This window comes from Pseudomonas sp. SWI44, assembly GCF_002947915.1.
GTDB lineage: Bacteria > Pseudomonadota > Gammaproteobacteria > Pseudomonadales > Pseudomonadaceae > Aquipseudomonas > Aquipseudomonas taiwanensis.
Map to the genome: position 1 here is coordinate 2,580,716 of NZ_CP026674.1, position 25,584 is coordinate 2,606,299.

Here is a 25,584-nt window from a genome sequence, read left to right on the forward strand (position 1 = left end):
GTCTTGGATGACCTAAACCGATTCGCAAGCTTTCAATGAGTGAAAGCGCCTTGCTTGCAAGGCCTGTGACAACAATTCCAATAGTTACGGCGTTTTCTCATGAGCAATTACACAGAAGCCGGCCGCCCACCTGACGTGGCGACCGACTCGGGCAATACCTCGCGCGGCAAAGGCCTGGCCAAGGGCCGTTTGGGCTTGCTGGCCAGCGTGGTGCTGGGCATTTCCACCATCGCGCCGGTCTACACCTTGACCGGCGCCCTCGGGCCAACCGTCCGCGAAGTCGGCGCTCACCTGCCGGCGGTGTTCATCGTCGGTTTCCTGCCAATGCTGCTGGTGGCCCTCGGCTATCGCGAGCTCAACTCGGCGGAGCCTGACAGCGGTACTTCATTCACATGGTCGGCCCGTGCCTTCGGCCCAATGATCGGCTGGATCGGCGGCTGGGGGTTGGTAGTTGCCACCACCATCGTGTTATCCAACCTGGCGGGCGTGGCGGTCGACTTCTTCTACCTGTTCCTTGCCCAGATCACCGGTCAGCACGAACTGGCGGCCCTGGCGGACAACCTGTTGATCAACATCACGACCTGTTGCGTGTTCATCGCCTTGGCGGTGTGGATCTGCTGTCGCGGCATGACCACGACCATGACGGTGCAATATGGCCTGGTAGCCTTGCAGCTGTTGGTATTGATCGGCTTTGCCTTTGCAGCGTTCGGCGAGACCACGGCGCCGCCCCCGCTGGAATTCGATTTTGCCTGGTTCAACCCGTTTGGCGTCGAGTCGTTCTCGGCGTTCGCTGCCGGGCTGTCGCTGTCGATCTTCATCTTCTGGGGTTGGGACGTATGCCTGACCGTCAGCGAGGAGTCGATTGGCAGTGACGAGGTGCCGGGCAAGGCGGCGACCTGGACCGTGCTGCTGATTCTCGGGCTGTACCTGCTCACGGCCATCGCCACCCTGCAGTTCGCTGGCATCAGTGAGGAAGGCCTGGGCCTGAACAATCCGCGCATTCAGGAAAACGTCTTTGCCCACCTGGCCGGTCCGGTGATGGGGCCGTTGGCGATCCTGATGTCCATTGCCGTGCTGGCCAGCACCGCCGCTTCGTTGCAGTCGACCTTCGTTTCGCCCGCGCGCACCTTGCTTGCCATGGGGTACTACGGTGCCGTTCCGCAGAAGTTCGCCAGCGTCTGCCCGCGTTCGCAGACGCCGCGTTACGCCACCATCTGCGCAGGCGTTGCCGCGGGGCTGTTCTACGTTACCATGCGTACCCTCAGTGAGAACGTGCTGGCCGACACCATCACCGCGCTGGGGATGATGATCTGCTTCTACTACTCGCTGACGGCTTTCGCCTGTGTCTGGTACTTCCGTGACAGCCTGTTCGACAGTCTGCGCCACTTCTTCATGCGTGGCCTGTGCCCGTTGGTGGGTGGGGTGATTCTGTCGGTGATCTTCGTGCGCACCGCGATCGACAGCGCTTCGCCAGACTTCGGTAGCGGCTCGCATGTGGGGGGGCTGGGGTTGGTGTTCGTGATTGCAGCGATCATCTCGGCACTGGGGATCGTACTGATGATGCTGTCGCGGATGCGCGCGCCGGCCTACTTCCTGGGGGCTACCCTGCGTCAGCAGGCTACCCTGCCTCTGCCGGAGTGATGTTGGGGCCGCACAGCGGCCCCTGTGAACCTTCAGCCGACCAGCTGCTTCAACAACGCCCCATGCCGCTGCTGTTGTTTCTTCAGCAGCAGCCGGTTGGCGACGAACACCGCCTTCAACTCCTGCAGCGCGACATCGAAATCATCGTTGATGATCACATAGTCGTACTCGTCGTAGTGCACCATCTCGCTGACCGCTTCCTTCATGCGTCCGGCGATGATCTCTTCGCTGTCCTGTCCACGGCCATCCAGGCGCTCGCGCAGCGCCTGCTGGCTTGGCGGCAGAATGAAAATCGACAGTGCGTCCGGCATCAGCTTGCGCACTTGCTGCGCACCTTGCCAGTCGATCTCCAGGATCAGGTCGTAGCCCTGGTCGAGGGTCTGCTGCAGTGCGCTGCGCGAGGTGCCGTAGAAGTTGCCGAAGACTTCGGCATGTTCCAGGAAGTCGCCTTGCTCGATCAGCGCCTTGAACTCTTCGTGGATGACGAAGTGGTAGTTCACGCCGTGCGTTTCGCCTGGGCGCATGGCGCGCGTGGTGTGCGAGACCGAGACGCGGATCTGCTGGTCGTCATTGGTCAGGGCGGTGACCAGGCTGGTCTTGCCGGCGCCCGAAGGGGCCGAGACGATATAGAGGGTGCCGCTGCTGTGATTCATGGTAGGGGTGGCCTTACTCGATGTTCTGTACTTGTTCACGCATCTGTTCGATCAGCACCTTCAGGTTGACCGCCGCCTGCGTGCTGCGCGGGTCGAAGGCCTTGGAGCCCAGGGTGTTGGCCTCACGGTTGAGTTCCTGCATCAGGAAATCCAGGCGCCGTCCCGCTGCGCCACCAGACTTGAGTACCCGGCGCACTTCGTTGACGTGGGTGCTCAGGCGGTCCAGTTCTTCGGCGACGTCGCTCTTCTGGGCCAGCAGGACCATCTCCTGCTCCAGGCGCTGCGGGTCGAGCTCGGCCTGCAGGTCGCCGAAGCGATCAAGGATCTTCTGCCGTTGGGCTGCCAGCATTTGTGGCACCAGGGCGCGTAGGGTGGTGACCTCGCTGGCCATACTGTCCAGGCGCTCGTTGATCAGACGCGCCAGCTCCTGGCCTTCGCGCAGACGACCGGCCTTGAGCTCGGCCAGGGCTTCGTCGAACAGCACCATGGCCTCGGCGTTCAGGGCCTGCGGGTCACTGGCGTCAGCCACCAGTACCCCCGGCCACGACAGCACTTCCAGCGGGTTGAGCGGGGCTGGCTGCTTGATCAGGCCGGCGACCTCTTCGGCTGCGGCAACCAGTTGCGAGGCGCGCTCACGGTCGACCTTGAGCGGCTTGCCGGCGTTGTCTTCATTGAGACGCAGGGTGCATTCCACCTTGCCCCGGGACACGCCCTGGCGCAGACCTTCGCGGACGGCGCCCTCAAGGTCGCGCAGCGCTTCGGGCAGGCGCAGATGGGGTTCCAGGTAACGGTGGTTGACCGAACGCAGCTCCCAGACCAGGGTGCCTTGGCTGCCGGCGCGCTCGACTCGAGCAAAAGCGGTCATGCTGTGCACCATGGGGAGTACCTCGCGTTGATGGAGTGAACGGAAAAGCCTTTCGGCTGCAAGGCGCAGGATTGTAGCGCAGTGGGACCTTGGCGCCCAATCCACCCATGTTACAGAGTGGCCGCTGGGCAGTGGGAAAAGTCGACAGGCTGCCAGGCGCACGACAATAGGCATGTCCTCGCAAGGCGTCGGGCCCTATAATGCAGGGCAGATTCAAAGTCCCGGTACAGGTATCCCAGATGAAACGTCCAAGTGGTCGCGCCGCCGATCAGCTTCGCTCGATCCGCCTCACCCGCAACTACACCAAGCACGCCGAGGGGTCGGTATTGGTCGAGTTCGGCGACACCAAGGTCGTCTGCACGGTCAGCGTCGAGAATGGTGTTCCCCGCTTCCTCAAAGGCCAGGGCCAAGGCTGGCTGACGGCAGAGTACGGCATGCTGCCGCGCTCCACCGGTGAGCGAAACCAGCGCGAGGCCAGCCGTGGCAAGCAGGGTGGTCGCACCCTGGAAATCCAGCGCTTGATCGGCCGTTCGCTACGCGCCGCCCTGGACATGAGCAAGCTGGGCGACATCACGCTGTACATCGACTGCGACGTGATCCAGGCCGACGGTGGTACGCGCACCGCTTCGATTACCGGTGCCATGGTCGCCCTGTGCGACGCCCTGGCGGTGATCAAGAAGCGTGGTGGCCTGAAGGCTGGCAACCCGCTCAAGCACATGATCGCCGCCGTGTCGGTGGGTATGTACCAGGGTGAGGCCGTGCTGGACCTGGACTACCTGGAAGACTCCGCTGCCGAGACCGACCTGAACGTGGTCATGACCAGTGCCGGCGGCTTCATCGAAGTGCAGGGCACTGCCGAGGGCGCGCCATTCCAGTCGGAAGACTTCAACGCCATGCTGGCGCTCGCGCAGAAGGGCATGAACGAAATCTTCGAGCTGCAGCAGGCTTCGTTGGCTGACTGATTCCAGTCGATCCAGACGAAAATGGGGCCGCAAAAGCGGCCCCATTTCGTTTAGATGGTCAGCGTCCAGTCGTAATCCACAATCAGCGGCGCATGCTGCGAGAAGCGCGGCTGGCGTGGCAGGCGGGCATTGCGCACGAAGCGGCGCAGGCCTGGAGTGAGGATCTGGTAGTCGAACCGGTAACCCAGGTTGAGCATCTCAGCCTGCTCGTTGTCCGGCCACCAGCTGTACTGGTCACCTTCACGACTGACCTCGCGCAGCGCATCCACGTAACCCATGTCGCCGGTGATGGCGTCCATCCAGGCACGCTCCGGCGCCAGGAAGCCTGGCGACTGCTGGCTATCACGCCAGTTCTTGATGTCGAGCTTCTGCTGCGCCACGTAGAACGAGCCGCAATAGATGTATTCACGACGCTTGCGCCGCTGCTTGTCCAGGTACTTGGCGAAGTCGTCCATCAACTTGAACTTCTGGTTCAAATCTTCGTCGCCGTTCATTCCCGAAGGTAGCAGCAGGGTAGCGATGCTTACCTTGTCGAAGTCGGCCTGCAGGTAACGCCCGTAGCGGTCGGCTGTCTCGAAGCCCAGGCCCGTGATGACTGCCTTGGGCTGCATCCGCGAATACAGTGCCACGCCACCTTGGGCAGGCACTTCCGCGTCGCAGGCATAAAGGAAATAGCCATCGAGCTGGAAAGCTGGGTCATCGAGTTCAAAGGCCGAGGCGCGGGTATCCTGAAGGCAGATGACGTCGGCATTCTGGGCTTGCAGCCAGCTGAGCAATCCTCGCTCGGCCGCAGCCTGAATGCCATTCACGTTCACACTGATGATCCGCATAAATGGCCCCAAAAATCTCGTGCGTGTATGATACCCGAGCTCAACTCATTTAGCTAAATCCGTGGTGCCCGGGACATTTATGCAGCCGTATCAGCGCGACTTCATTCGTTTTGCCATCGATCGCGGGGTTCTGCGTTTCGGTGAATTCACCCTGAAATCGGGGCGTACCAGCCCGTACTTCTTCAATGCAGGCCTGTTCAACACAGGCTCCGCCCTGGCGCAGCTGGGTCGTTGCTACGCGGCGGCCATCGTCGACAGCAAGATCCCGTTCGACGTACTGTTTGGCCCAGCCTACAAGGGTATTCCCCTCGCAGCGGCCACTGCCGTGGCCCTGGCCGAGCAGCATCAGCTCGATGTGCCATGGTGCTTCAACCGCAAGGAAGCCAAGGACCACGGCGAAGGCGGCAGCCTGGTTGGCGCGCCGCTGGCCGGCGACGTGCTGATCATCGACGATGTGATCACTGCCGGTACCGCCATTCGTGAAGTCATGCAGATCATCAATGCCCAGCAGGCCAAGGCCGCGGGCGTGCTGATCGCGCTAAACCGTGAAGAACGTGGCAATGGCGAGCTGTCGGCCATCCAGGAAGTGGAACGCGACTTCGGTATTCCGGTGGTCAGCATCGTTTCGCTGACCCAGGTGCTGGAGTTCCTGGCCGATGACCCGCAGCTCAAGCAGCATCTGCCGGCTGTCGAGGCGTATCGGGCGCAGTACGGGATCTGATCCTGGCCCGGTAATGAAAAAGGCGACCTTCGTGAGACGGTCGCCTTTTTTGTGTCGCCTGTTCCGGCCCTTTCGCCGGTTAGCCGTGACGCTTGCGGTTGGTGATCAGGGTGCCGACACCGCTGTCGGTGAAGATCTCAAGCAGCACCGCATTCGGCACGCGGCCGTCGATGATGTGCGAGCTGTTCACGCCACCCTGGACCGCTTCCAGGGCGCACTTGATCTTCGGCAGCATGCCGCCGTAGATGGTCCCGTCGGCGATCAGTTCGTTGACCTGCTCGGTGGTCAGGCCGGTCAGGACCTGGCCTTGCTTGTCCATCAGGCCGGCGATGTTGGTCAGCAGCATAAGCTTCTCGGCTTTGAGCGCCTCGGCCACTTTGCCAGCCACCAGGTCGGCGTTGATGTTGTACGACTCGCCATTGGCGCCCACGCCGATTGGCGCGATCACCGGGATGAAGTCGCCCTTGACCAGCATGTTCAGCAGGTCGGTGTTCACGCCCACGACTTCGCCGACGTGGCCGATGTCGATGATTTCCGGCGTGGTCATCTCCGGGGTCTGACGGGTGACGGTGAGCTTCTTGGCGCGGATCAGCTCCGCGTCCTTGCCGGTCAGGCCAATGGCACTACCGCCATGACGGTTGATCAGGTTGACGATGTCCTTGTTGACCTGGCCGCCCAGCACCATTTCCACGACGTCCATGGTTGCCGCGTCGGTAACGCGCATGCCGTCGATGAAGTGGCTTTCGATCGACAGGCGCTTTAGCAGGTCGCCAATCTGCGGGCCGCCGCCGTGAACCACCACCGGGTTGATGCCGACGGCCTTCATCAGCACGATGTCACGGGCAAAGCCGGTCTTGAGCTCTTCGCTCTCCATCGCGTTGCCGCCGTACTTGATCACCAGGGTCTTGCCGACAAAGCGGCGGATATAGGGCAGCGCTTCGGACAAAACCTCGGCTACATGGGAAGCGGCATCGCGATCGAGGGTCATGCAGGGCTCCAGTAAGGAACAGATAGTCGGTCAGAACGGCAGTTGCAGCTCAGGGGCAACCCGCAGCAACTGAGTGCGGAAAACATCCTTGATACGTTGCAACTCGGCGTCGCTTTCGGCCTCGAAGCGCAGCACCAGCACCGGCGTGGTGTTGGAGGCGCGAACCAGGCCCCAGCCGCGGGCATAGTCCACCCGGACACCGTCGATGGTGGTCAGGCTGGCTTCGCCCCAGTCGGCGTCGCGTTGCAGTGCATCAATGATGCTGAATTTACCCTCGTCGGTCACATCAATATTGATTTCCGGCGTGGAAATATCGTTCGGGAACGCTGCGAACAGGCTTTCGGCATCCTGGTCGGCCTTGCTGAGGATCTCCAGCAGGCGCGCGGCGCTGTAGATGCCGTCGTCGAAACCATACCAGCGTTCCTTGATGAAGATATGGCCGCTCATCTCGCCCGCGAGCAAGGAGCCGGTCTGCTTCATCTTCTTCTTGATCAACGAGTGACCGGTCTTCCACATTAGCGCGCGGCCACCGTGCTGTTCGATCAGCGGGGTCAGGCGGCGGGTGCATTTGACGTCGAAGATGATTTCGGCGCCAGGGTTGCGGGCCAGTACGTCCTGGGCGAACAGCATCAGCAGGCGGTCTGGGTAGACGATGCTGCCGGTGTTGGTCACTACGCCGACGCGGTCGCCGTCACCGTCGAAGGCCAGGCCGATGTCGGCACCGGTTTCCTTCACCTTGGCGATCAGGTCCTTGAGGTTCTCGGGTTTGCCTGGGTCCGGGTGGTGGTTGGGGAAGTTGCCATCCACCTCGCAGAACAGCGGGATGACTTCGCAGCCCAGCGCTTCGATCAGTCGCGGTGCGATGACGCCTGCGGCGCCGTTGCCGCAGTCCACCACCACCTTGAGTTTCTTGGCCAGCTTCACGTCACTGACGATCTGCTGGAAGTAGCGGTCCAGAATCTCGACCTTTTCCACACTGCCCTGGGCGCGCGGCACGTCGTTGGTCTGCAGGCGGGTCAACAGGGCCTGGATTTGCTCGTTGGCCAGGGTGTCGCCGGCGATGACGATCTTGAAACCGTTGTAGTCCGATGGGTTATGGCTACCCGTCAGCATCACGCCTGATTTGCCGGCCAGTACATTGGCGGCGTAGTACAGCGCGGGGGTCGGCACCAGACCGACATCGCTGACATGGCAACCAGCATCGGCCAGCCCCTTGATCAGTTGTTCGACCAGCATCGGGCCGGACAAACGGCCGTCGCGGCCGACCGAAACCTTTGGCTCGCCCTGGGCAATGCTTTGGGCACCGATGGCGCGGCCAATCCAATAAGCCGTTTCAGCATGCAGGGTTTTGCCGACCACGCCGCGAATGTCATAGGCGCGGAAGATGCTCTCGGGCAGTGCGGGTACCAGGTGGGCCATGTCATTCATCTCGGGAAGCTCCATTAGTCAAAGGCTTTCTGGGCAGGCACAAACTGAACGCTTGGACGGTGGAATTGCCAGAGAGTTCGCCATCCTTGGCCTGAACGGTTGTCGGTCGGCTCAGTGGCTGCCGGAGTGACCGAAGCCGCCCGCGCCACGCTGGGTCTCATCGAAGGCCTCGACGATGTCGAAGTGAGCCTGCACCACCGGCACCAGCACCAACTGCGCGATGCGCTCGCCGACGGCGATGGTGAAGGGGGTATTGCCACGGTTCCAGCACGACACCATCAGCTCACCCTGGTAGTCCGAGTCGATCAGCCCAACCAGGTTGCCGAGCACGATGCCGTGTTTATGACCCAGGCCCGAGCGCGGCAGGATCATGGCGGCCAGGCCTGGGTCGCCGATGTAGATCGACAGGCCAGTGGGAATCAGCAGGGTCTGGCCGGGTTCGAGGACAGTGTCCTCCTTGAGCAGTGCGCGCAGGTCCAGGCCGGCGGAGCCGGGGGTGGCGTACTGCGGCAGGGGGAATTCAGTGCCCAGGCGTGGGTCGAGAATCTTGGCTTGAAGAGCGTGCATGTAACTTATTGAACCTGGTTGAGCCGTTCGGCGATGAAGGCGACCAACTGGCGGGCAATCTTGCCCTTGCTGGTCTGCGCGAAGAGGGTCTGGTGCTGCTGGCGGTCGATCACGGTCAAGGCATTCTCTTCGCTGTTGAAGCCAATGCTGGGGTTGGCCACATCATTGGCGACGATCAGGTCGAGGTTCTTGTCCTTGAGCTTGCGCGTGGCGTAATCGAGCAAGTGCTCGGTCTCGGCGGCGAAGCCGACGCTGAACGGGCGGTCGTCACGGCCAGCAATGGTGGCGAGGATATCCGGATTGCGCACCATCTGCAGCAGCATGCCGTCGCCAGTCGTAGGATCTTTCTTAAGTTTCTGTGTGGCGACGACTTCCGGGCGGTAGTCCGCAACCGCTGCCGAAGCGATGAACAGGTCGCACGGCATGGCCGCTTCGCAGGCCGCAAGCATGTCCCGTGCGCTCACCACGTCGATACGGGTCACCCGGTCGGGTGTTGGCAGGTGGACAGGGCCGGTGACGAGGGTCACCCGAGCCCCGGCTTCTGCAGCCGCCTCGGCCAGGGCAAAGCCCATCTTCCCGGAGCTATGATTGGTGATGTAGCGCACCGGGTCGATGTTTTCCTGGGTCGGGCCGGCGGTAATCAGTACGTGCTTGCCGGTCAGGGCCTCGCGCTTGAAGCTCTCGGCGGCGCACCAGGCCAGGTCGGTGGGTTCGAGCATGCGGCCGAGGCCGACATCGCCACAGGCCTGGCTGCCGGAGGCCGGGCCGAACACCTGGATGCCGCGGCTCTTGAGCAGGTCGAGGTTGGCCTGGGTGGCAGGGTCGCGCCACATGGCCTGGTTCATTGCGGGGGCTACGGCCACGGTGGCGTCGGTCGCCAGCACCAGGGTAGTCAGCAGGTCATCGGCCATGCCCTGGGCCATGCGCGCCATGAGGTCGGCGGTGGCGGGGGCGATGAGCACGAGGTCGGCCCACTTGGCCAGTTCGATATGGCCCATGGCCGCTTCAGCGGCAGGGTCGAGCAAATCCATGTGCACGGGGTGCCCGGAGAGCGCTTGCAAGGTCAGCGGGGTGATGAACTCGGCACCACCACGGGTCATGACGACGCGCACCTGCGCGCCGTGCTCCAGGAGTCGGCGAATCAGTTCGGCACTCTTGTAGGCGGCGATGCCGCCTCCCACGCCGAGAACGATGCGCTTGCGATACAGCCGCTGCATAGGCTTGCCTTTTTCCAGTGAAAGCGGGCGGCGACGAAGACTGCCTGCGGCAGAACGTCGCATGTACGAGGCGAAATAGATTAACACAGGGCCGAAACGCGCCGCAGTAGGTTGCCAGGAGGGGGCATGAACATGAGGGAGTGGCCGACTGAAGAGCGGCCGAGGGAGAAGTTGCTGCAACGGGGAGTGGGTAGCTTATCGGATGCTGAGCTATTGGCGGTGTTCCTTGGCTCTGGTGTTCGCGGTCGGAATGTTGTGGAGCTGGCGCGAGGGCTGTTGGTGAAATTCGGAAGTCTGCGCCAGTTGCTTGAGGCCGATAGAGAGGCATTCATGGCTGAACTTGGGCTTGGGCCAGTGAAGTACAGTCAGTTGCAGGCGCTTCTGGAAATCGGGCGAAGGCATCTGGCTACGGCTATCGAGCGCGAGTCGGCCATGGAGAGCCCATCGGCGGTTCGGCGTTATCTGAAGGCCATGTTGCGCCATGAGGCCAGTGAAGTGTTCGGTTGCCTGTTCTTGGATACCAAGCATCGGCCACTGGCCTTCGAGATCTTGTTCAGGGGCACGATAGACCGGGCCAGCGTCTACCCGCGTGAAGTGGTCCGGCGGGCGTTGCTGCATAACGCCGCGGCCTTGATTCTGTGCCACAACCATCCTTCGGGTAACTGCGAACCGAGCCAGGACGATGTGCACCTGACGCTATCGCTGAAGCGGGGGTTGGCGTTGATCGATGTGCGGGTGCTGGACCACATCATCATCGGCGACGGGGAGCCGCTGTCGATGGTCGAGCATGGGTGGATCGTGGCTTAGGGGGGAAGTGCTTGTCTTGCTGGAGGGGGAGCCTGTGAGATCGAGCGCCGCCCGTGCGGCGCATCGCGAGCAAGGCTCGCTCCTACGATTGTTTTTGGCCAGTAACGCCAAGGGCAAATGCACGACCGCCTTGTTTGTACGACGTGGATTGGGCCAAGTCACCCAAGCGGTCGCGCGCAAATCCTACAGAAATAATTGGCCCGAAACAGGCGTAGGAGCGAGCCTTGCTCGCGATGCGCCGCACGGGCGGCGCTCGATTTCACAGGCTCTCCCCCTCAAGTCAGCCGCGGAATCAGCGGTTCACCGAAACCTTGCTGAAATCAAGTCGCCCGAACGGGCTGACCTGATACCCCTCGACGCCCTGGCGCAGCAGTGTCGTCGCCGTCGGGTGCGCCAGCGGTACCCACAGCGCCTGCTGCTGAATCAGCGTCTGCGCCTGCTGGTAAAGCCGGCTGCGCACGCTCTGGTCGTTGGTGGTGCGTCCAGCGCTGATCAACTGGTCCAGCCGGCTGTCGCAGAACCGTGCGAAGTTGGTCCCCGACTTCACCGCAGCACAGGCAAACTGAGGGCTCAGGAAGTTGTCCGGGTCGCCGTTATCACCGGCCCAGCCCATGAACAGCAGGTCATGTTCGCCCGCTTTGGCGCGGCGGATCAGCTCGCCCCATTCGATGACCTTGATCTCGGCCTTGATGCTCACCTTGGCGAGGTCTGCCTGGAGCATCTGCGCGCCCAGGCTGGGGTTGGGGTTGAGCAGGCTGCCCGACGGACGGGTCCAGATCGTCGTGGTGAAGCCATCCGGCAAGCCAGCCTTGGCAAGCAGGGCCTTGGCCTTGGTGGGGTCCAGTGCATAGCCCGGCAGATCCTTGGCATAGCTCCAGGTGTTCGGCGGGTAGGGGCCGTTGGCGGCGGTGGCGGTGTCTTCGAACACGGCTTTGAGGTAGGCCTGTTTATCGAACGCCAGGTTGATCGCCTGGCGTACCTCAGGCTTGTCCAGCGGTGGGTGCTCGCTGTTGATAGCCACGAATGCGGTCATGAAGGCCGGAGTGGTCGCCACCTTGAGGTTGCCGTCCTTGCCTGCTTCTGCGATGTCCAGCGGCTTGGGCGACAGGGCTACCTGGCATTCTCCGCGCTTGAGTTTCTGCAGGCGGACGTTGGCGTCAGGCGTGATGGCGAAGATGAGTGGGTCGACCGTGGGCTTGCCGTCGAAATAGTCGGGGTTCGCGCGGTAGCGAACCACGGAGTCTTTCTGGAAGCGCTGGAAGACGAACGGACCGGTGCCGATCGGCTGGCTGTTGAGTTTCTCGGGAGTTCCTGCCTTGAGCAGCTTGTCGGCGTACTCGGCGGAGTAGATCGAGGCGAAGCCCATGCTCAGGGTGGCCAGGAAGGTGGCATCCGGATGAGTGAGGGTGAAGCGCACGGTGCGTGGCTCGGGCGCCTCGATCGACTTGATCAGGTTGCCCAGTTGCAGCGACTGAGCGTGTGGATAACCACCCGGAGCGGTCTTGTGCCAAGCATGGGCGGGGTAGAGCATTCGCTGGAAGCTGAACAGCACATCGTCTGCATCCAGATCACGGCTGGGCTTGAAATAGGGCGTGGTGTGGAATTTCACACCGTTGCGCAGCGTGAAGTCATAGACCAGGCCATCGGCCGACACCGTCCAGCTTTGCGCAAGTCCCGGCACCACCTTGCCCTGGGTTGCATCGAATTCCACCAAGCGGTTCATCAGCATGTCAGCCGAGGCATTGGTGGTGGTCAGCGAGTTGTACTGGACCACGTCGAAGCCCTCGGGGCTGGCTTCGCTACATACGCTCAGCGGGGCCGCCTGGGCGAGTCCGGTTGCAAGCAGGGAGGTGAACATTAAGGAAAGGGCGGCGGCACGCATCAAAGCTCCTTGGCGAGTCAGTGGCCCATCTGCCAGTGCAGTCTGGAAATGTCCTACCCTAGTGCGCGCGTCGGGAAATGGCCACCCCCTTTTTATGCCAGTCTGCGACGAGCGGTCGACAGGCCGGCGCGCGAGTCGCTATGCTGCCCGCGCGCCATCGGCAGCAATCAGATGCTCATCTTCTGTTGTTGCGGCGTAGTCTTTCTGGTATAAAGCAGCGCTCTTTTCTAGGGGCTCGGCCTGTCGCATCAGCGGATCCGGTCGATAAGACCTCCAGAATCACGGCGCCTGGCGCCAAAGACTGAGAGATTAAGCGGCCAACCCATGCCGGGTTGGGCATGAGGTTTTAGAGGGCTGAGTCATGTCGAGAGTCTGTCAAGTTACTGGTAAGGGTCCAGTAACCGGGAACAACATTTCCCACGCAAACAACAAAACCCGTCGTCGTTTCCTGCCGAACCTGCAGCACCACCGTTTCTGGGTTGAGTCCGAGAAGCGTTTCGTGCGTCTGCGCGTTTCTGCCAAAGGCATGCGCGTCATTGACAAGCGTGGTATCGACGTAGTGCTGGCCGAGCTGCGTGCTCGCGGCGAAAAGTTCTAAGGAGAACGTCATGCGTGAATTGATCCGTCTGGTTTCGAGTGCTGGCACTGGCCACTTCTACACCACCGACAAGAACAAGCGCACCACTCCGGACAAAATCGAGATCAAGAAGTACGATCCCGTTGTTCGCAAGCACGTGGTGTACAAGGAAGCCAAGATCAAGTAATTGATCGGCGACCAAGAAAAACCCGCATCCGAAAGGACGCGGGTTTTTTTATGCCCGGATGCCGGTCATTGGAAGCGGAAGCCCTGAATCACGGCGTGTGCATCGGTCTTGATGTGAACACGGTTGATGTCGTACTCGCGAGTGGTGATTTCATTGGGGCCGACGACCCGAGGGCGGCCGGTGATCGCTGTGATGGCGTCCTTGATCGATGGCTCGTACGGGGTGCCGATCAGGTGAGCCAGGGCTTGCAGGACTTCTTCGTTGTTCATGATGTATTTCCTTTGGTAGGAGGACAGCCCGACATGGGCAGGGGCATCCTCCTCCAGAGGTGCAAGGCGCCTGCGCTACATAGTTACTTTTGCTCGAACATCACATAGATCTTGCGGCAGGGCTCCAGCACCTCCCAGGTACCTTTGAAGCCGGCCGGTATAACGAACCGATCACCGGTACGCAGGGTCTTGGCGTTGCCCTCCTGGTCGCGCAGTACCGAAACGCCTTGCACGATTTCACAGTATTCGTGCTCGGTGTAGTTCACGCTCCATTGCCCCACTTCACCTTCCCACACGCCCGCAGCGAACTGCCCGCAGGGGCTGGAGTAGTGGTTGTAGACGGTCTGGTCCGGCTCGCCTTTGATGATTTTTTCCGCAGCCGGGCGGTAGCGTTCGGCCTCGGTGAGGGCCTGGGCGAAGTCGATGATGCTGGCGATGCTCATGGTGCGGCTCCTGTTGTTGTTTAATAAAATGCACATCAGTAGGCTTTTAGGCCTTTCGTGTCAAATATATTGATAGTTTGCATCGGCTGGTTTAGGGTATCGCGTGCCAGTGTGCGCTTGTCGCCCGGCCAGATTTCTGACAACGCCAGTGAGTCCTCAGTGCGGCGTTGCACCTTAACAAGAGGAGGAGTTTCGTATGACCACCCTGACTCGTGCGGACTGGGAACAGCGTGCCCAGCAACTGAAGATCGAAGGACGCGCCTTCATCAACGGCGAATACACCGACGCCGCATCCGGTGAAACCTTCGACTGCCTGAGCCCGGTCGACGGACGCTTCCTGGCCAAGGTCGCCAGCTGTGACCTGGCTGACGCCAACTGTGCCGTGGATAACGCCCGCGCTACCTTCGACTCCGGCGTCTGGTCGCAACTGGCCCCGGCCAAGCGCAAGGCCAAACTGATTCGCTTCGCCGACTTGCTGCGAAAGAACGTCGAAGAGCTGGCACTGCTCGAAACCCTGGACATGGGTAAGCCAATCGGCGACTCCTCCACCATCGACATTCCGGGCGCGGCCAACGCCATCCACTGGACTGCCGAAGCCATCGACAAAGTGTACGACGAAGTCGCGCCGACGCCGCACGACCAACTCGGCCTGGTCACCCGCGAACCTGTTGGTGTGGTCGGTGCCATCGTGCCGTGGAACTTCCCGCTGCTGATGGCATGCTGGAAGCTCGGCCCGGCCTTGGCCACCGGTAACTCGGTCGTGCTCAAACCGTCCGAAAAGTCGCCACTGACCGCCATCCGTATCGCCCAGCTGGCCATTGAAGCTGGCATCCCGGCAGGTGTGCTGAACGTGCTGCCAGGCTACGGCCACACCGTGGGTAAGGCCCTGGCCCTGCACATGGACGTCGACACCCTGGTGTTCACCGGTTCGACCAAGATCGCCAAGCAGTTGATGGTCTATGCGGGCGAGTCGAACATGAAGCGTATCTGGCTGGAAGCCGGTGGCAAGAGCCCGAACATCGTCTTCGCCGACGCTCCGGACCTGAAAGCCGCCGCCGAGGCTGCTGCCAGCGCCATCGCCTTCAACCAGGGCGAGGTCTGCACCGCCGGTTCTCGCCTGCTGGTCGAGCGCTCGATCAAGGACAAGTTCCTGCCCATGGTGGTCGAAGCCCTCAAGGGCTGGAAGCCAGGCAACCCGCTGGACCCTGCCACGACTGTCGGCGCTCTGGTCGATACCCAGCAGATGAACACCGTGCTGTCGTACATCGACGCCGGCCACAAGGACGGCGCCAAACTGCTGGCCGGCGGCAAGCGCACCCTGGAAGAGACCGGCGGTACCTACGTCGAGCCGACCATCTTCGACGGCGTGACCAACGCCATGAAGATCGCCCAGGAAGAGATCTTCGGCCCAGTGCTGTCGGTGATCGCCTTCGACACCGCCGAGGAAGCCATCGCCATCGCCAACGACACCCCGTACGGCCTGGCTGCGGGCATCTGGACCTCGGACATCTCCAAGGCCCACAAGACCGCTCGTGCCGTGCGCGCGGGCAGTGTCTGGGTCAACCAGTACGACGGCGGCGACATGACCGCGCCGTTCGGTGGCTTCAAGCAGTCGGGCAACGGCCGTGACAAGTCGCTGCATGCGCTGGAGAAGTACACCGAGCTGAAGGCGACCTGGATCAAGTTGTAAGTCCAGGGGGCCGCTTAGCGGCCCAATCGCCAGCTTGTCGTGGCGACGAACCACAGCCGGGACGGTTCACACCGCCCCGGCTTTGTCGTCTTTGCAATTCATGAAGACTGCCTGGGAGGCTGCAATGCGTTGGGGAACCTATTTCGCCGTACTGGCATCGGTGCTCAGTGTCGGGCTGGCGCTCGGCGTGAGCATGCCGCTGGTGTCCCTGCGCCTGGAAGCCTGGGGCTACGGCAGCTTCGCCATCGGCGTCATGGCGGCGATGCCGGCGCTGGGTGTACTGGCAGGTGCCAGTGTGGCCAGCCGTCTGGCCGGGTGGGTCGGCGTGCCCTCGGCCATGCGCCTTTGCCTGTGGGGCGGGGCGCTGTCGATCGGCCTGCTTGCATTGCTGCCCAGCTACCCGTTGTGGTTGCTGCTGCGGCTGATGATCGGTATGTCGCTGACTGTGGTGTTCATCCTGGGCGAGAGCTGGATCAACCAACTGGTGGTCGAGCAATGGCGGGGACGGCTGGTGGCGCTGTACGGCAGCAGCTACGCGCTGAGCCAGCTGGCCGGGCCGTTGGTACTGGGCTTTCTCGGCTCGGATGATGACTTCGGCTTCTGGGCGGCGACTGGCCTGCTGCTAGCCGCGCCGCTGGTCCTGCTAGGCCGTGGCGGTGCGCCGAGCACCGAAGCCTGCAGCGTGACCTTCGGCGACCTGCTCGCGTTCTGCCGGCGTTTGCCAGTGATTGCCTGGGCGATTGCCCTGTTCGCGTCCTTTGAGGCGATGATCCTCACCTTGCTGCCGGTGTATTGCCTGCAGCAAGGCTTCAGTACCGAAATCGCCTTGTTCATGGTCAGTACCGTGGTGGTGGGCGATGCTGTGCTGCAGTTGCCGATCGGTGCGCTCGCCGACCATATGTCGCGACGGGCTCTGTTCACGGGCTGTGCGGTAACCTTGCTGGTCTCAAGCCTGGCGATCCCATTGCTGTTGCACACACCTGTGATCTGGCCGTTATGGGTGCTGTTCGGGGCTAGCGCCGGGGGGCTGTTCACCTTGTCGCTGGTGCTGATTGGCGAGCGGTATCGCGACGATGAGCTGGTGCGGGCCAATGCCCATGTGGCGCAGCTCTGGGGTATCGGCTGCCTGCTCGGGCCATTGTTGGCCGGAGCAGGCAGCCAGTGGATCAGCGGGCACGCGTTGCTGTTGCTGATGGCGGCAGGGGCGGCTGTTCTGGTGCTGTTGACCCGGCGGCGCGGGGCGTTCGAGCCAGCCTCCGCCTGAGGCATGGGGCTAGAGCATCTTCTCCAGCCCCACCGCCTTGCTGATCCAGGCATTGAAACGCCGCCACAGGCCGCCAGGCTCGGAGGTCAGCATGCGGCGCTTGCCATTTTCCTCGGTTACCCAGACCAGCTTGTCGTCCACCAGCCTGGGCTGGTAACTCAGTGCGGGTGCCATGCCTTGTACCGCCAGAAAACGGGTGTATTCAGCCAGTTCCGGGCTATCGACCAGCACTCCAACCTCGGTGTTCCACAGCAATGATCGCGGGTCGAAGTTGAACGAGCCGATGAAGGTCTTGCGCCGGTCGAAGACGATTGCCTTGCTGTGAAGGCTCGAATCCGAACTGCCATGGAAGCTCAAACGGTATCTGGCGTTGGTGTCACCAGGTTGGCGGCGCAGTTCGTACAACTGCACGCCGTGCTCCAGCAGGGCGCGGCGGTAGGGCGCATACCCGCCATGCACAGCCGGCACGTCGGTGGCTTCCAGGGAGTTGGTCAACAGCTTGATCGAAACGCCCGCATCGGCAGCGCCGGTCAGGTACAGCAGGCCTGACTTGCCCGGCACGAAGTAGGCCGAAACCAGAATCAGCTCGTGATGCACGTTGTCCAGGTCCGGCGCCAGTTGCTGGCTAAGCAGCAGGTGCGGGTCTGGCTCGTCGTCGGCCAGGACTTTGCTCGGCGCATCCCACAAGGCCTGGCTATGTGCCCAGATCAGTTCGTTGCGCCAGATATCCAGGCGCGGCTGCGTCTGGTAGGCCATCAACCTGTCGTACAGGGCCTTGTGCCTGACCCGCGCTTCGGCCAAGGACACCTCAAGGCGTCGACGGCTGGCATGCAGGTCGCTGGCATCTGGCTGGCGCCATAGGAAGTCTCCAATGGGACGGCTCAGCGCGCTGTTCCAGTACTGGTCGAAACCATGACTGAGCTGCTCGGCCACGGGGCCGACTCCCAACAGGTCGATGTCGGTGAAGTTGAGGTTGGGCTCGGCATCGAAATACTCGTCACCCAGGTTACGTCCGCCGACGATGGCCATGGCGTTGTCCACCACGAACAATTTGTTGTGCATGCGCCGGTGTTGTCGGGAGAGGTTGAACAGACGTCCTGCGGCGCGTGTCACGCCTGTGCTGCGGCCGAGGTGCAGCGGGTTGAACACGCGAATCTGGATGTTGGGGTGGGCGTCGAGGGTGCCCATGATGGTGTCGAGGCCATCGCTGGTGGTGTCATCGAGGAGAATGCGCACCCGAACGCCACGGTCGGCCGCGCGCAGCAGTTCGTGGACCAGCGCCCGCGTGCTCAAGCCGTCATGGACGATGTAGTACTGCAGGTCGATGCTGGCCTGTGCATTACGGATCAGCTCGGCCCGGGCGCGGAAGGCCTCGTTGCTGTTAGGCAGCAGCCGGAATCCGGAGCGGCCGTCATAGGGTGCGGCCTGGCGAAGTACGGAGCGGCCGAAGGCCGACTCGTTCGCTGGCAGCGCCTGGCTGACTTCGCGGGTCGTACCGACGCTGGCGCAGCCCGCGAGGCCGAGCAGCAGCGCTAGCAACAGAGGCAGGGCAGGCGTGAATCTCAAGGGTGGATCGTCCTGTGCAGCAAGGGCCTGAAGGTTGGACTGTGGAGGGCGGCGCAAAGTTACGCTCAGGTGATGTCCTGATCCAGTAGACGAAGGGCGGTTTCACCGACCTTGCGCACGGCATCCTCGATCTGTGGTGTGGGGCGCGAGGCGAAGTTCATGCGCAGGCAGTGACGAAACTTGCCCGAGGCCGAGAAGATGCTGCCTACCGCGATTTGCACTCCCTGCTCCAGTAAAGCTCGGTTCAGCCGCAGCGTGTCGAAATCTTCAGGCAATTCGACCCACAGCATGAAGCCCCCTTGTGGCCGGCTGACACGCGTCCCGCTCGGGAAGTACTGGGTGACCCAGTCGCTCATCAGGTCGCGACCGCGCTGATACTGGCTGCGCATGCGGCGCACATGGGGTTGGTAGTGCCCGGCGGCGATGAAGTCGGCGATGGCCAGTTGCGGTTGGGTGGCCGTGCTGCCGGTGCTGATGTACTTCATGTGCAGCACCCGCTCCAGATAACGCCCCGGCGCGACCCAGCCTATGCGCAAGCCCGGGGCCAGGGTCTTGGAGAAGGAGCTGCACAGCAGCACGCGGCCGTCGTCGTCGAACGACTTGAGGGTGCGCGGGCGAGGGTAGGTATATGCCAGGTCGCCATACACATCGTCTTCGAGAATCGCCACGTCATAGCGCTGGGCCAGGCTCAGCAGCGCCTTCTTGCGGGCCTCGGGCATTATGTAGCCGAGCGGGTTGTTGCAGTTCGGGGTGATCTGGATGAGCTTGATCGGCCATTGTTCCAAGGCCAGTTCCAGCGCCTCCAGACTGATTCCGGTGACGGGGTCAGTGGGGATCTCCAGGGCTTTCATGCCCAAACCTTTGAGGGTTTGCATGGCGCCGTGGAAGCTCGGCGAGTCAACCGCGACGATGTCCCCCGGGTCGCACACCGCGCGGATGCTGCAGGACAGTGCTTCATGGCAGCCGGTCGTCACCACCAGGTCAGCCGGCCCCAGGCGGCAGCCGGAATCGAGCATCAACCGGGCGATCTGCTCGCGCAGGGCCAGGTTGCCGTGGATGTTGTCGTAGTAAAGGCCGGGCATGTCCTGGCGCCGGCTCAACTGGGCGAGGCTGCGCAACAGCGGCTTGAGGGTGGGGCTGTCGATGTCGGGCATGCCGCGGCCGAGCTGGATCACATCCTTGCGGGGCGTGCTACGCACCAGCTCCAGCACCTGTTCCCACTGGGAGATATCCACAGGGCGCTGCGCCGGCCGGCTGACGGCGGGCAGGGCGGGGAGGTGGCGTCCTTCGCTGACGAAGTACCCGGACTTTGGGCGTGGCGAGACCAGGCCGCTGTCCTCGAGCATGCGATAAGCCTGCTGTACGGTGCTGAGGCTGACGCCATGTTCCTCGCTGAGGGCTCGCACCGATGGCAGCCGCTGACCAGGGCGATACAGGCCCTGCTCGATGCGGGCGCCCAGCAATTCGGCGAGGTTGAGATAGAGCGTCACGGCATACTCCCGCGTTCAAGGCTGGCAGCGACCAGTACAGTTGTGGGGAAAATACAGCATTCAGCGGCCGGTTCGCCAATTCTGTATGGGAATAATAAGCCATTATTGGATCTGTATCGTCACGCCTGCCAGCGCGCATGCTGTCTCCACGGTATGAACTGATCGGGAGGATGCAGCAATGGGTGGCTTGAGCGATGTGCGCTTGCAACTGTTGGCCAAGGAGCTCGAGGACGAGCAGCGGCCCAAGGTGTTCAATGCACCGGCCGGCTTGAGCCGCTGGGGCCTGCTGCTGCACCGTTGGCACACCCGCAGGGCGCTGTTGCAACTGAGCGATGAGGAGTTGCGTGATGTAGGGCTGAGCTGGGAGCAGGCCCGGACCGAAGGGCGAAAGCCCTGCTGGAAGGACTGACGCAAAGCGCTGGGAATGGCAGCGCATCACCGTGTAGGAGCGGTTCACCCGCGAGCATCGGCCAAGTCAGTGTCGTACATCGCAGTGCTTGGTTCGCGGGCAAGCACGCTCCTGAAAGGTACGTCAGCGGTCAGATCAGCTCTTTGAGCCTGTGCCACAACATTCCCAACGCCAGCAGCGGCGAGCGCAGGTGCTTGCCACCGGGGAAAGTGACGTGCGGCACGTTGGCGAACAGGTCGAAGCGCCCGCTTTCCTGACCGCTGATGGCTTCACCCAGCAGGCGCGCAGCGAGGTGGGTGGCGTTGACCCCGTGGCCCGAATAGGCCTGGGCGTAATACACGTTCGGTTGGCTGGCCAGGCGGCCGATCTGCGGCAGGCGATTGGCGCCGATGCCGATCATGCCGCCCCATTGATATTCGATGCGCACGTCGGCCAACTGTGGGAACACCTTGAGCATCTTCGGCTGCATGTAGGCGGCGATGTCTTTTGGATCACGGCCCGAGTAATGGCAGGCGCCACCGAACAGCAGGCGGTGGTCGGCAGACAAACGATAGTAATCCAGCGCCACGCGCTGGTCGCACACCGCCATATTCTGCGGCAGTAGCTGGCGCGCTCGTTCTTCGCCGAGCGGTTCAGTGGCGATGATGTAGCTGCCGGCGGGCAATACCTTGCCACCCAGTTCGCGGTTGAGGTCGTTGTGGTAGGCGTTGCAGCACAGCACCAAGGTCCTGGCGCGCACTCTTCCTTGGGGAGTGTGTACCTGAACCAGGGGGCCGTAGTCGATGCGTGTGACCTCGGACTGCTCGAACAGCTTGACGCCTAGACGGCTGGCCACGGCTGCTTCGCCCAATGCCAGGTTGAGCGGGTGCAGGTGGCCTGAACCCATGTCGATCAGGCCGCCGACGTAGCGGTCGGAACCGACCACGCTGTGGATATCTTCTTGTTGCACCAGGCGCATTTCATGGCGGTAGCCAAGGCTGCGCAGTTCTTCGGCATCCTCGGCAAAGCCTTGCAGCTCGCCGGGTTTGTTGGCCAGGTCGCAGTAACCCCAGGTCAAGTCGCAGTCGATGGCGTGTCGTTCGACGCGCTCGCGGACGATGTCCACGGCCTCCAGTCCCATCAGCTTCATGCTGCGCACACCTTCCTGGCCAATCACCGGCAAGAACTGCTCAAGGCCATGGCCAACGCCACGAATCAACTGACCGCCGTTGCGGCCGCTGGCGCCCCAGCCAAGCTTGCGTGCCTCCAGCAGGATTACCGACAGGCCGCGTTCGGCCAGTTCGATGGCAGTGTTCAAGCCTGAGTAGCCGCCACCAACGATGCACACGTCGGCAGAATGTTCGCCCTGCAGGTAGGGATGATCGGGATGAGGCGCGCTGCTGGCGGCGTAGTAAGAGGCGGCGTGCTGCGCGCTGTGGATCATCGGGCGGTTCCTGGGCGTTGGGCGAAAGGGGGAGGATAAGCTGGGGTTTTGCGGTGGGGCAACTGGCCTCCTCGCCGGCAAGCCGACTGCCGCTCAGGGGCGCGTGTGACTTGGGCAGCCGGCTGGCGGGCAATTGGTCCTATAATCGAACTTCGATCGTCAATCCTGTATCCGGCCATGTCCTGCAACCGCCACAAGATTCACTTCCTGCGCGAACTCATTCCCTCTTTCGAGTGCGAGCCCGGGTGCCACGACTGTTGTGGTCCGGTCACCACCTCGGCTGAGGAGATGGCGCGCTTGCCGCGCAAGTCCCAGGCCGAGCAGGATGCGGCGTTGGAGCGCCTGGACTGCGTACACCTGGGCCCCGATGGCTGCACGGTGTATGAAGAGCGCCCGATGATCTGCCGCCTCTTTGGCACAACTCCACGCATGGCCTGCCCCCGTGGTCGTGGGCCTGAACAGATGATCGAGCCGCAGGCCGAGCAGCTCGTTCACCAGTTCATCGCCACCACACGTCAGGTGCTGGTCTAGCCTTAGTCCGGAATCGGCAGGCAGAGGCTCTCTTTGACCTCTTCCATCACGATGTAGCTCTTCGACTCACGGACGTGCGGCAGCTTGAGCAGGATGTCGCCCAGCAGCTTGCGGTATGAAGCCATCTCCGAAATACGGGCTTTCACCAGGTAGTCGAAGTCGCCAGAAACCAGGTGGCATTCCAGCACATGCGGCAGTTTCAGCACGGCGCGGCGGAACTCCTCGAAGGTGTCGCCGGACTTGTAGTCCAGGCTGATCTCGACGAACACCAGCAGGCTACCTTTGAGGTGCTGGGGGTTGAGCCGGGCGTTGTAGCCCATGATGATGCCCTCGCGCTCGAGGCGGCGGACCCGCTCGGTGCAAGGGGTGGTGGAAAGCCCAACTTTCTCGCCCAGTTCGGTGAAGGAAATACGCCCGTCATTCTGCAGGATGCGCAGGATGTTGCGGTCGATCTTGTCCAGCTCACGCTTACTCTGGTGCTGGGTTCTCATAGGGGATGCCCCTCCGTGAAAGGCGATTTTGCCGAGAATTCTCGCCAATAATAGGCTTTTATATAGTGAATTGCACTGGGCCTACCTTTTTATACTGCGCGCATCCATGCCATTTCAACAAAAGACAGCGGTGCGCCGCGTGCGAGGAATAAACGATGCGAGTTCTGGTACTTGGTAGCGGTGTGATCGGAACCGCCAGCGCCTACTACCTGGCCCGTCAAGGTTTCGAAGTGACGGTGGTCGACCGCCAACCCGCGGTGGCCATGGAAACCAGTTTTGCCAACGCAGGTCAGATCTCGCCTGGTTATGCCTCGCCCTGGGCTGCCCCTGGCGTACCGCTGAAGGCCATCAAGTGGCTGCTTGAGCGCCACGCGCCCCTCGCCATCAAGCTGACCGGCGATGTCGACCAATACCTGTGGATGGCGCAGATGCTGCGCAACTGCACCGCCAGCCGTTACGCGGTCAACAAAGAGCGCATGGTGCGGCTGTCCGAGTACAGCCGCGACTGCCTCGACGAGTTGCGCGCTGAAACCGGCATCGCCTACGAAAACCGCAGCCTGGGAACTACCCAGCTGTTCCGTACCCAGGCCCAGGTGGATGCCGCGGCCAAGGATATCGCCGTGCTCGAACAGTCCGGCGTGCCTTACGAGCTGCTCGACCGCGACGGCATCGCCCGCGTCGAACCGGCCCTGGCGGGCGTGAAAGACATTCTCGCTGGCGCCCTGCGTCTGCCCAACGACCAGACCGGCGACTGCCAGCTGTTCACCACCAAGCTGGCCGAGATGGCCGTGAAGCTGGGCGTGGAGTTCCGCTTCGGCCAGGACATCCAGCGCCTGGACTTCGCGGGTGATCGCATCAATGGCGTGTGGATCGACGGCAAGCTGGAAACCGCCGATCGCTATGTGCTGGCCCTGGGCAGCTACTCGCCGCAGATGCTCAAGCCGCTGGGTATCAAGGCCCCGGTGTACCCGCTGAAGGGTTACTCGCTGACCGTGCCGATCACCAACGCTGACATGGCGCCGACTTCGACCATCCTCGATGAGACCTACAAGGTCGCCATCACTCGCTTCGACAACCGTATTCGTGTCGGCGGCATGGCTGAAATCGCTGGTTTTGACCTGTCGCTGAACCCGCGTCGTCGCGAAACACTGGAGATGATCGTCAACGACCTTTATCCTCGCGGCGGCGACCTGAGCCAGGCCAGTTTCTGGACCGGCCTGCGCCCGGCTACCCCGGACGGTACGCCGATCGTGGGTGCGACCTCGTTCCGTAACCTGTTCCTCAATACCGGTCACGGCACACTGGGCTGGACGATGGCGTGCGGCTCCGGTCGCCTGCTGGCTGACCTGATCGCGCGCAAGAAGCCGCAGATCAGCGCCGAAGGCCTGGATATCTCTCGTTATGGCAACCGCCGTGAGGTTGCCAAGCAGGGTCAGACCGCGCCAGCCCATCAGCAGTAAGGTCGACTGACCCGGCCTCATCGGCGGCAAGCCGGCTCCTGCAGGATCAGCCTGAAGTTCTGGTCCTGAGGAGAACCGGCCTGCCGGCGATCAATCCAACACCGATGACAACCCGAACACCATAAGGCAGCCGCCATGCGACCCGCCCGCGCCCTGATCGACCTGCAAGCCCTCCGCCACAATTACCGCCTGGCCCGTGAACTGTCCGGTGCCAAGGCCCTCGCCGTGATCAAGGCCGACGCCTATGGTCACGGTGCCGTGCGCTGCGCCCTGGCGCTGGAGCCGGAAGCCGATGGCTTTGCCGTGGCCTGCATCGAGGAGGCGCTGGAGCTGCGTGCAGCGGGTATCAAGGCACCCGTGTTGTTGCTCGAAGGCTTTTTCGAAGCCAGCGAGTTGGCGCTGATCGCCGAGCATGACCTGTGGTGTGTCGTGCACTCGCTGTGGCAACTGGAGGCGATCGAAAGGACTCAGGTGCACAAGCCCCTGACCACCTGGCTGAAACTCGACAGCGGCATGCACCGGGCGGGCCTGCACCCCAAGGATTACCACGAGGCCTACCAGCGGCTGCTGGCCAGCGGCAAGGTTTCGCGCATCGTGTTGATGAGCCACTTCGCCCGTGCGGACGAGTTGGATGCCGATGCCACCGCCCAACAAATCGCCGTGTTCGAGGCTGCCCGCCAAGGCCTGGCTGCCGAGTGCAGCCTACGCAATTCGCCCGGTGTGCTGGCCTGGCCGCAGGCGCCAAGCGACTGGGTGCGACCTGGCATCATGCTGTACGGCGCCACGCCCTTCGAAGTGGATCAGGCCCAGGCTGCGCGCCTACAGCCGGTGATGACCCTGCAATCGCGCATCATCAGTGTGCGGGAGCTGCCGGCTGGCGAACCGGTGGGTTACGGCGCCAAGTTCATCAGCTCTCGGCCGACCCGTGTGGGTGTGGTCGCCATGGGCTATGCCGACGGCTACCCTCGCCAGGCACCCACTGGCACGCCGGTGATGGTCGCTGGCAAGCTCACCCAACTGATTGGCAGGGTTTCGATGGACATGCTCTGCGTCGACCTCACCGACGTGCCTGAAGCCACCATCGGCAGCCCGGTCGAGTTGTGGGGCAAACAGGTACTGGCCAGCGACGTGGCCATGCGCGCTGGCACCATTCCGTACCAGATCTTCTGCAATCTCAAGCGTGTACCGCTGGACTATTACGGCGAATAAGGCGCCGAAGCGGA

General features: G+C 62.5%; 25 protein-coding genes and 1 pseudogene. 12 read left to right on the forward strand and 14 right to left on the reverse strand.

Annotation, left to right across the window (positions count from 1 at the left end; translation table 11 throughout):
* Positions 1-99 precede the first annotated feature (99 nt).
* Positions 100-1,641 (forward strand): APC family permease, encoded by a 1,542-nt coding sequence (locus C4Q26_RS12115; RefSeq protein WP_023383037.1) that lies wholly within the window; start codon positions 100-102, stop codon positions 1,639-1,641.
* 32 nt (positions 1,642-1,673) lie between these two features.
* Here the strand turns inward: C4Q26_RS12115 and gmk are convergent, their stop codons facing one another.
* Together gmk and C4Q26_RS12125 are read right to left on the reverse strand one after the other, a co-directional pair.
* Positions 1,674-2,294 (reverse strand): guanylate kinase, encoded by a 621-nt coding sequence (gene gmk / locus C4Q26_RS12120; protein WP_023383036.1) that lies wholly within the window; start codon positions 2,292-2,294, stop codon positions 1,674-1,676.
* A 13-nt stretch (positions 2,295-2,307) separates the two neighbouring features.
* Positions 2,308-3,171, reverse strand: a complete 864-nt coding sequence (locus C4Q26_RS12125; protein ID WP_104883113.1) for a YicC/YloC family endoribonuclease — start codon at positions 3,169-3,171, stop codon at positions 2,308-2,310.
* 227 nt (positions 3,172-3,398) lie between these two features.
* Between C4Q26_RS12125 and rph the strand changes: the two genes are divergently transcribed.
* Positions 3,399-4,121: a ribonuclease PH gene (gene rph / locus C4Q26_RS12130; RefSeq protein ID WP_023383034.1), complete on the forward strand. Its 723-nt coding sequence runs from the start codon at positions 3,399-3,401 to the stop codon at positions 4,119-4,121.
* Between the two features lie 50 nt (positions 4,122-4,171).
* Here the strand turns inward: rph and C4Q26_RS12135 are convergent, their stop codons facing one another.
* Complete coding sequence (locus tag C4Q26_RS12135) at positions 4,172-4,951, reverse strand: exodeoxyribonuclease III (protein WP_023383033.1); 780 nt, start codon at positions 4,949-4,951, stop codon at positions 4,172-4,174.
* Positions 4,952-5,030: 79 nt separating this feature from the next.
* Between C4Q26_RS12135 and pyrE the strand changes: the two genes are divergently transcribed.
* Complete coding sequence (pyrE, locus tag C4Q26_RS12140) at positions 5,031-5,672, forward strand: orotate phosphoribosyltransferase (RefSeq protein ID WP_011536401.1); 642 nt, start codon at positions 5,031-5,033, stop codon at positions 5,670-5,672.
* A gap of 79 nt (positions 5,673-5,751) precedes the next feature.
* Here pyrE and argB read toward each other — a convergent pair whose 3' ends face one another.
* From argB to coaBC, 4 genes and pseudogenes are all read right to left on the reverse strand, one after another.
* Positions 5,752-6,660, reverse strand: a complete 909-nt coding sequence (argB, locus tag C4Q26_RS12145; RefSeq protein ID WP_023383032.1) for an acetylglutamate kinase — start codon at positions 6,658-6,660, stop codon at positions 5,752-5,754.
* A gap of 30 nt (positions 6,661-6,690) precedes the next feature.
* Positions 6,691-8,064: pseudogene (locus tag C4Q26_RS12150) on the reverse strand (phosphomannomutase/phosphoglucomutase); the annotation flags it as partial.
* A gap of 135 nt (positions 8,065-8,199) precedes the next feature.
* On the reverse strand, positions 8,200-8,655 hold the full coding sequence (dut, locus tag C4Q26_RS12155; protein ID WP_023383030.1) for a dUTP diphosphatase: 456 nt from the start codon (positions 8,653-8,655) through the stop codon (positions 8,200-8,202).
* A 5-nt stretch (positions 8,656-8,660) separates the two neighbouring features.
* Positions 8,661-9,872, reverse strand: coding sequence for a bifunctional phosphopantothenoylcysteine decarboxylase/phosphopantothenate--cysteine ligase CoaBC (coaBC, locus tag C4Q26_RS12160; RefSeq protein ID WP_023383029.1), 1,212 nt, complete (start codon positions 9,870-9,872; stop codon positions 8,661-8,663).
* A 126-nt stretch (positions 9,873-9,998) separates the two neighbouring features.
* Between coaBC and radC the strand changes: the two genes are divergently transcribed.
* Positions 9,999-10,679, forward strand: a complete 681-nt coding sequence (gene radC / locus C4Q26_RS12165) for a DNA repair protein RadC (RefSeq protein ID WP_023383028.1) — start codon at positions 9,999-10,001, stop codon at positions 10,677-10,679.
* A gap of 292 nt (positions 10,680-10,971) precedes the next feature.
* On the opposite strand, the gene C4Q26_RS12170 is transcribed toward radC, so the two are convergent.
* On the reverse strand, positions 10,972-12,561 hold the full coding sequence (locus C4Q26_RS12170) for an ABC transporter substrate-binding protein (RefSeq protein ID WP_104883114.1): 1,590 nt from the start codon (positions 12,559-12,561) through the stop codon (positions 10,972-10,974).
* Between the two features lie 361 nt (positions 12,562-12,922).
* On the opposite strand from C4Q26_RS12170, the gene rpmB reads away from it, so the two are divergent.
* Positions 12,923-13,159: a 50S ribosomal protein L28 gene (rpmB, locus tag C4Q26_RS12175; protein ID WP_003258972.1), complete on the forward strand. Its 237-nt coding sequence runs from the start codon at positions 12,923-12,925 to the stop codon at positions 13,157-13,159.
* A gap of 10 nt (positions 13,160-13,169) precedes the next feature.
* Positions 13,170-13,325, forward strand: coding sequence for a 50S ribosomal protein L33 (rpmG, locus tag C4Q26_RS12180; RefSeq protein ID WP_003253507.1), 156 nt, complete (start codon positions 13,170-13,172; stop codon positions 13,323-13,325).
* A gap of 65 nt (positions 13,326-13,390) precedes the next feature.
* Here rpmG and C4Q26_RS12185 read toward each other — a convergent pair whose 3' ends face one another.
* Positions 13,391-13,594 carry a hypothetical protein gene (locus C4Q26_RS12185; RefSeq protein WP_023383026.1) on the reverse strand — a complete coding sequence of 68 codons (204 nt, stop codon included), beginning with the start codon at positions 13,592-13,594 and terminating at the stop codon, positions 13,391-13,393.
* A gap of 83 nt (positions 13,595-13,677) precedes the next feature.
* Entirely contained in the window at positions 13,678-14,037 is a 360-nt protein-coding gene (locus tag C4Q26_RS12190) for a cupin domain-containing protein (RefSeq protein WP_023383025.1), read from the reverse strand.
* A gap of 196 nt (positions 14,038-14,233) precedes the next feature.
* Here C4Q26_RS12190 and C4Q26_RS12195 point away from each other — a divergent pair, with 196 nt between their 5' ends.
* Together C4Q26_RS12195 and C4Q26_RS12200 are read left to right on the forward strand one after the other, a co-directional pair.
* Positions 14,234-15,727 (forward strand): aldehyde dehydrogenase, encoded by a 1,494-nt coding sequence (locus C4Q26_RS12195; RefSeq protein ID WP_104883115.1) that lies wholly within the window; start codon positions 14,234-14,236, stop codon positions 15,725-15,727.
* 124 nt (positions 15,728-15,851) lie between these two features.
* Positions 15,852-16,991: an MFS transporter gene (locus tag C4Q26_RS12200; protein WP_023383023.1), complete on the forward strand. Its 1,140-nt coding sequence runs from the start codon at positions 15,852-15,854 to the stop codon at positions 16,989-16,991.
* 9 nt (positions 16,992-17,000) lie between these two features.
* On the opposite strand, the gene C4Q26_RS12205 is transcribed toward C4Q26_RS12200, so the two are convergent.
* Both C4Q26_RS12205 and C4Q26_RS12210 read right to left on the reverse strand, forming a co-directional pair.
* Complete coding sequence (locus C4Q26_RS12205) at positions 17,001-18,557, reverse strand: phospholipase D family protein (RefSeq protein ID WP_023383022.1); 1,557 nt, start codon at positions 18,555-18,557, stop codon at positions 17,001-17,003.
* 65 nt (positions 18,558-18,622) lie between these two features.
* Positions 18,623-20,047: a PLP-dependent aminotransferase family protein gene (locus C4Q26_RS12210; protein ID WP_023383021.1), complete on the reverse strand. Its 1,425-nt coding sequence runs from the start codon at positions 20,045-20,047 to the stop codon at positions 18,623-18,625.
* Between the two features lie 178 nt (positions 20,048-20,225).
* On the opposite strand from C4Q26_RS12210, the gene C4Q26_RS12215 reads away from it, so the two are divergent.
* A complete protein-coding gene (locus C4Q26_RS12215; protein ID WP_027906669.1) occupies positions 20,226-20,456 on the forward strand; it encodes a DUF1127 domain-containing protein in 231 nt (76 codons plus the stop codon).
* Between the two features lie 130 nt (positions 20,457-20,586).
* Here the strand turns inward: C4Q26_RS12215 and C4Q26_RS12220 are convergent, their stop codons facing one another.
* A complete protein-coding gene (locus tag C4Q26_RS12220; RefSeq protein ID WP_104883116.1) occupies positions 20,587-21,879 on the reverse strand; it encodes an FAD-binding oxidoreductase in 1,293 nt (430 codons plus the stop codon).
* Positions 21,880-22,056: 177 nt separating this feature from the next.
* Between C4Q26_RS12220 and C4Q26_RS12225 the strand changes: the two genes are divergently transcribed.
* Positions 22,057-22,410: a YkgJ family cysteine cluster protein gene (locus C4Q26_RS12225; protein WP_027906671.1), complete on the forward strand. Its 354-nt coding sequence runs from the start codon at positions 22,057-22,059 to the stop codon at positions 22,408-22,410.
* 2 nt (positions 22,411-22,412) lie between these two features.
* Here C4Q26_RS12225 and dadR read toward each other — a convergent pair whose 3' ends face one another.
* Complete coding sequence (dadR, locus tag C4Q26_RS12230; protein WP_003258963.1) at positions 22,413-22,901, reverse strand: transcriptional regulator DadR; 489 nt, start codon at positions 22,899-22,901, stop codon at positions 22,413-22,415.
* A gap of 155 nt (positions 22,902-23,056) precedes the next feature.
* Between dadR and dadA the strand changes: the two genes are divergently transcribed.
* Positions 23,057-24,361 carry a D-amino acid dehydrogenase gene (gene dadA, locus C4Q26_RS12235; RefSeq protein ID WP_023383017.1) on the forward strand — a complete coding sequence of 435 codons (1,305 nt, stop codon included), beginning with the start codon at positions 23,057-23,059 and terminating at the stop codon, positions 24,359-24,361.
* Positions 24,362-24,496: 135 nt separating this feature from the next.
* Positions 24,497-25,570 (forward strand): alanine racemase, encoded by a 1,074-nt coding sequence (alr, locus tag C4Q26_RS12240; protein WP_023383016.1) that lies wholly within the window; start codon positions 24,497-24,499, stop codon positions 25,568-25,570.
* The last annotated feature ends 14 nt before the right edge of the window (positions 25,571-25,584 follow it).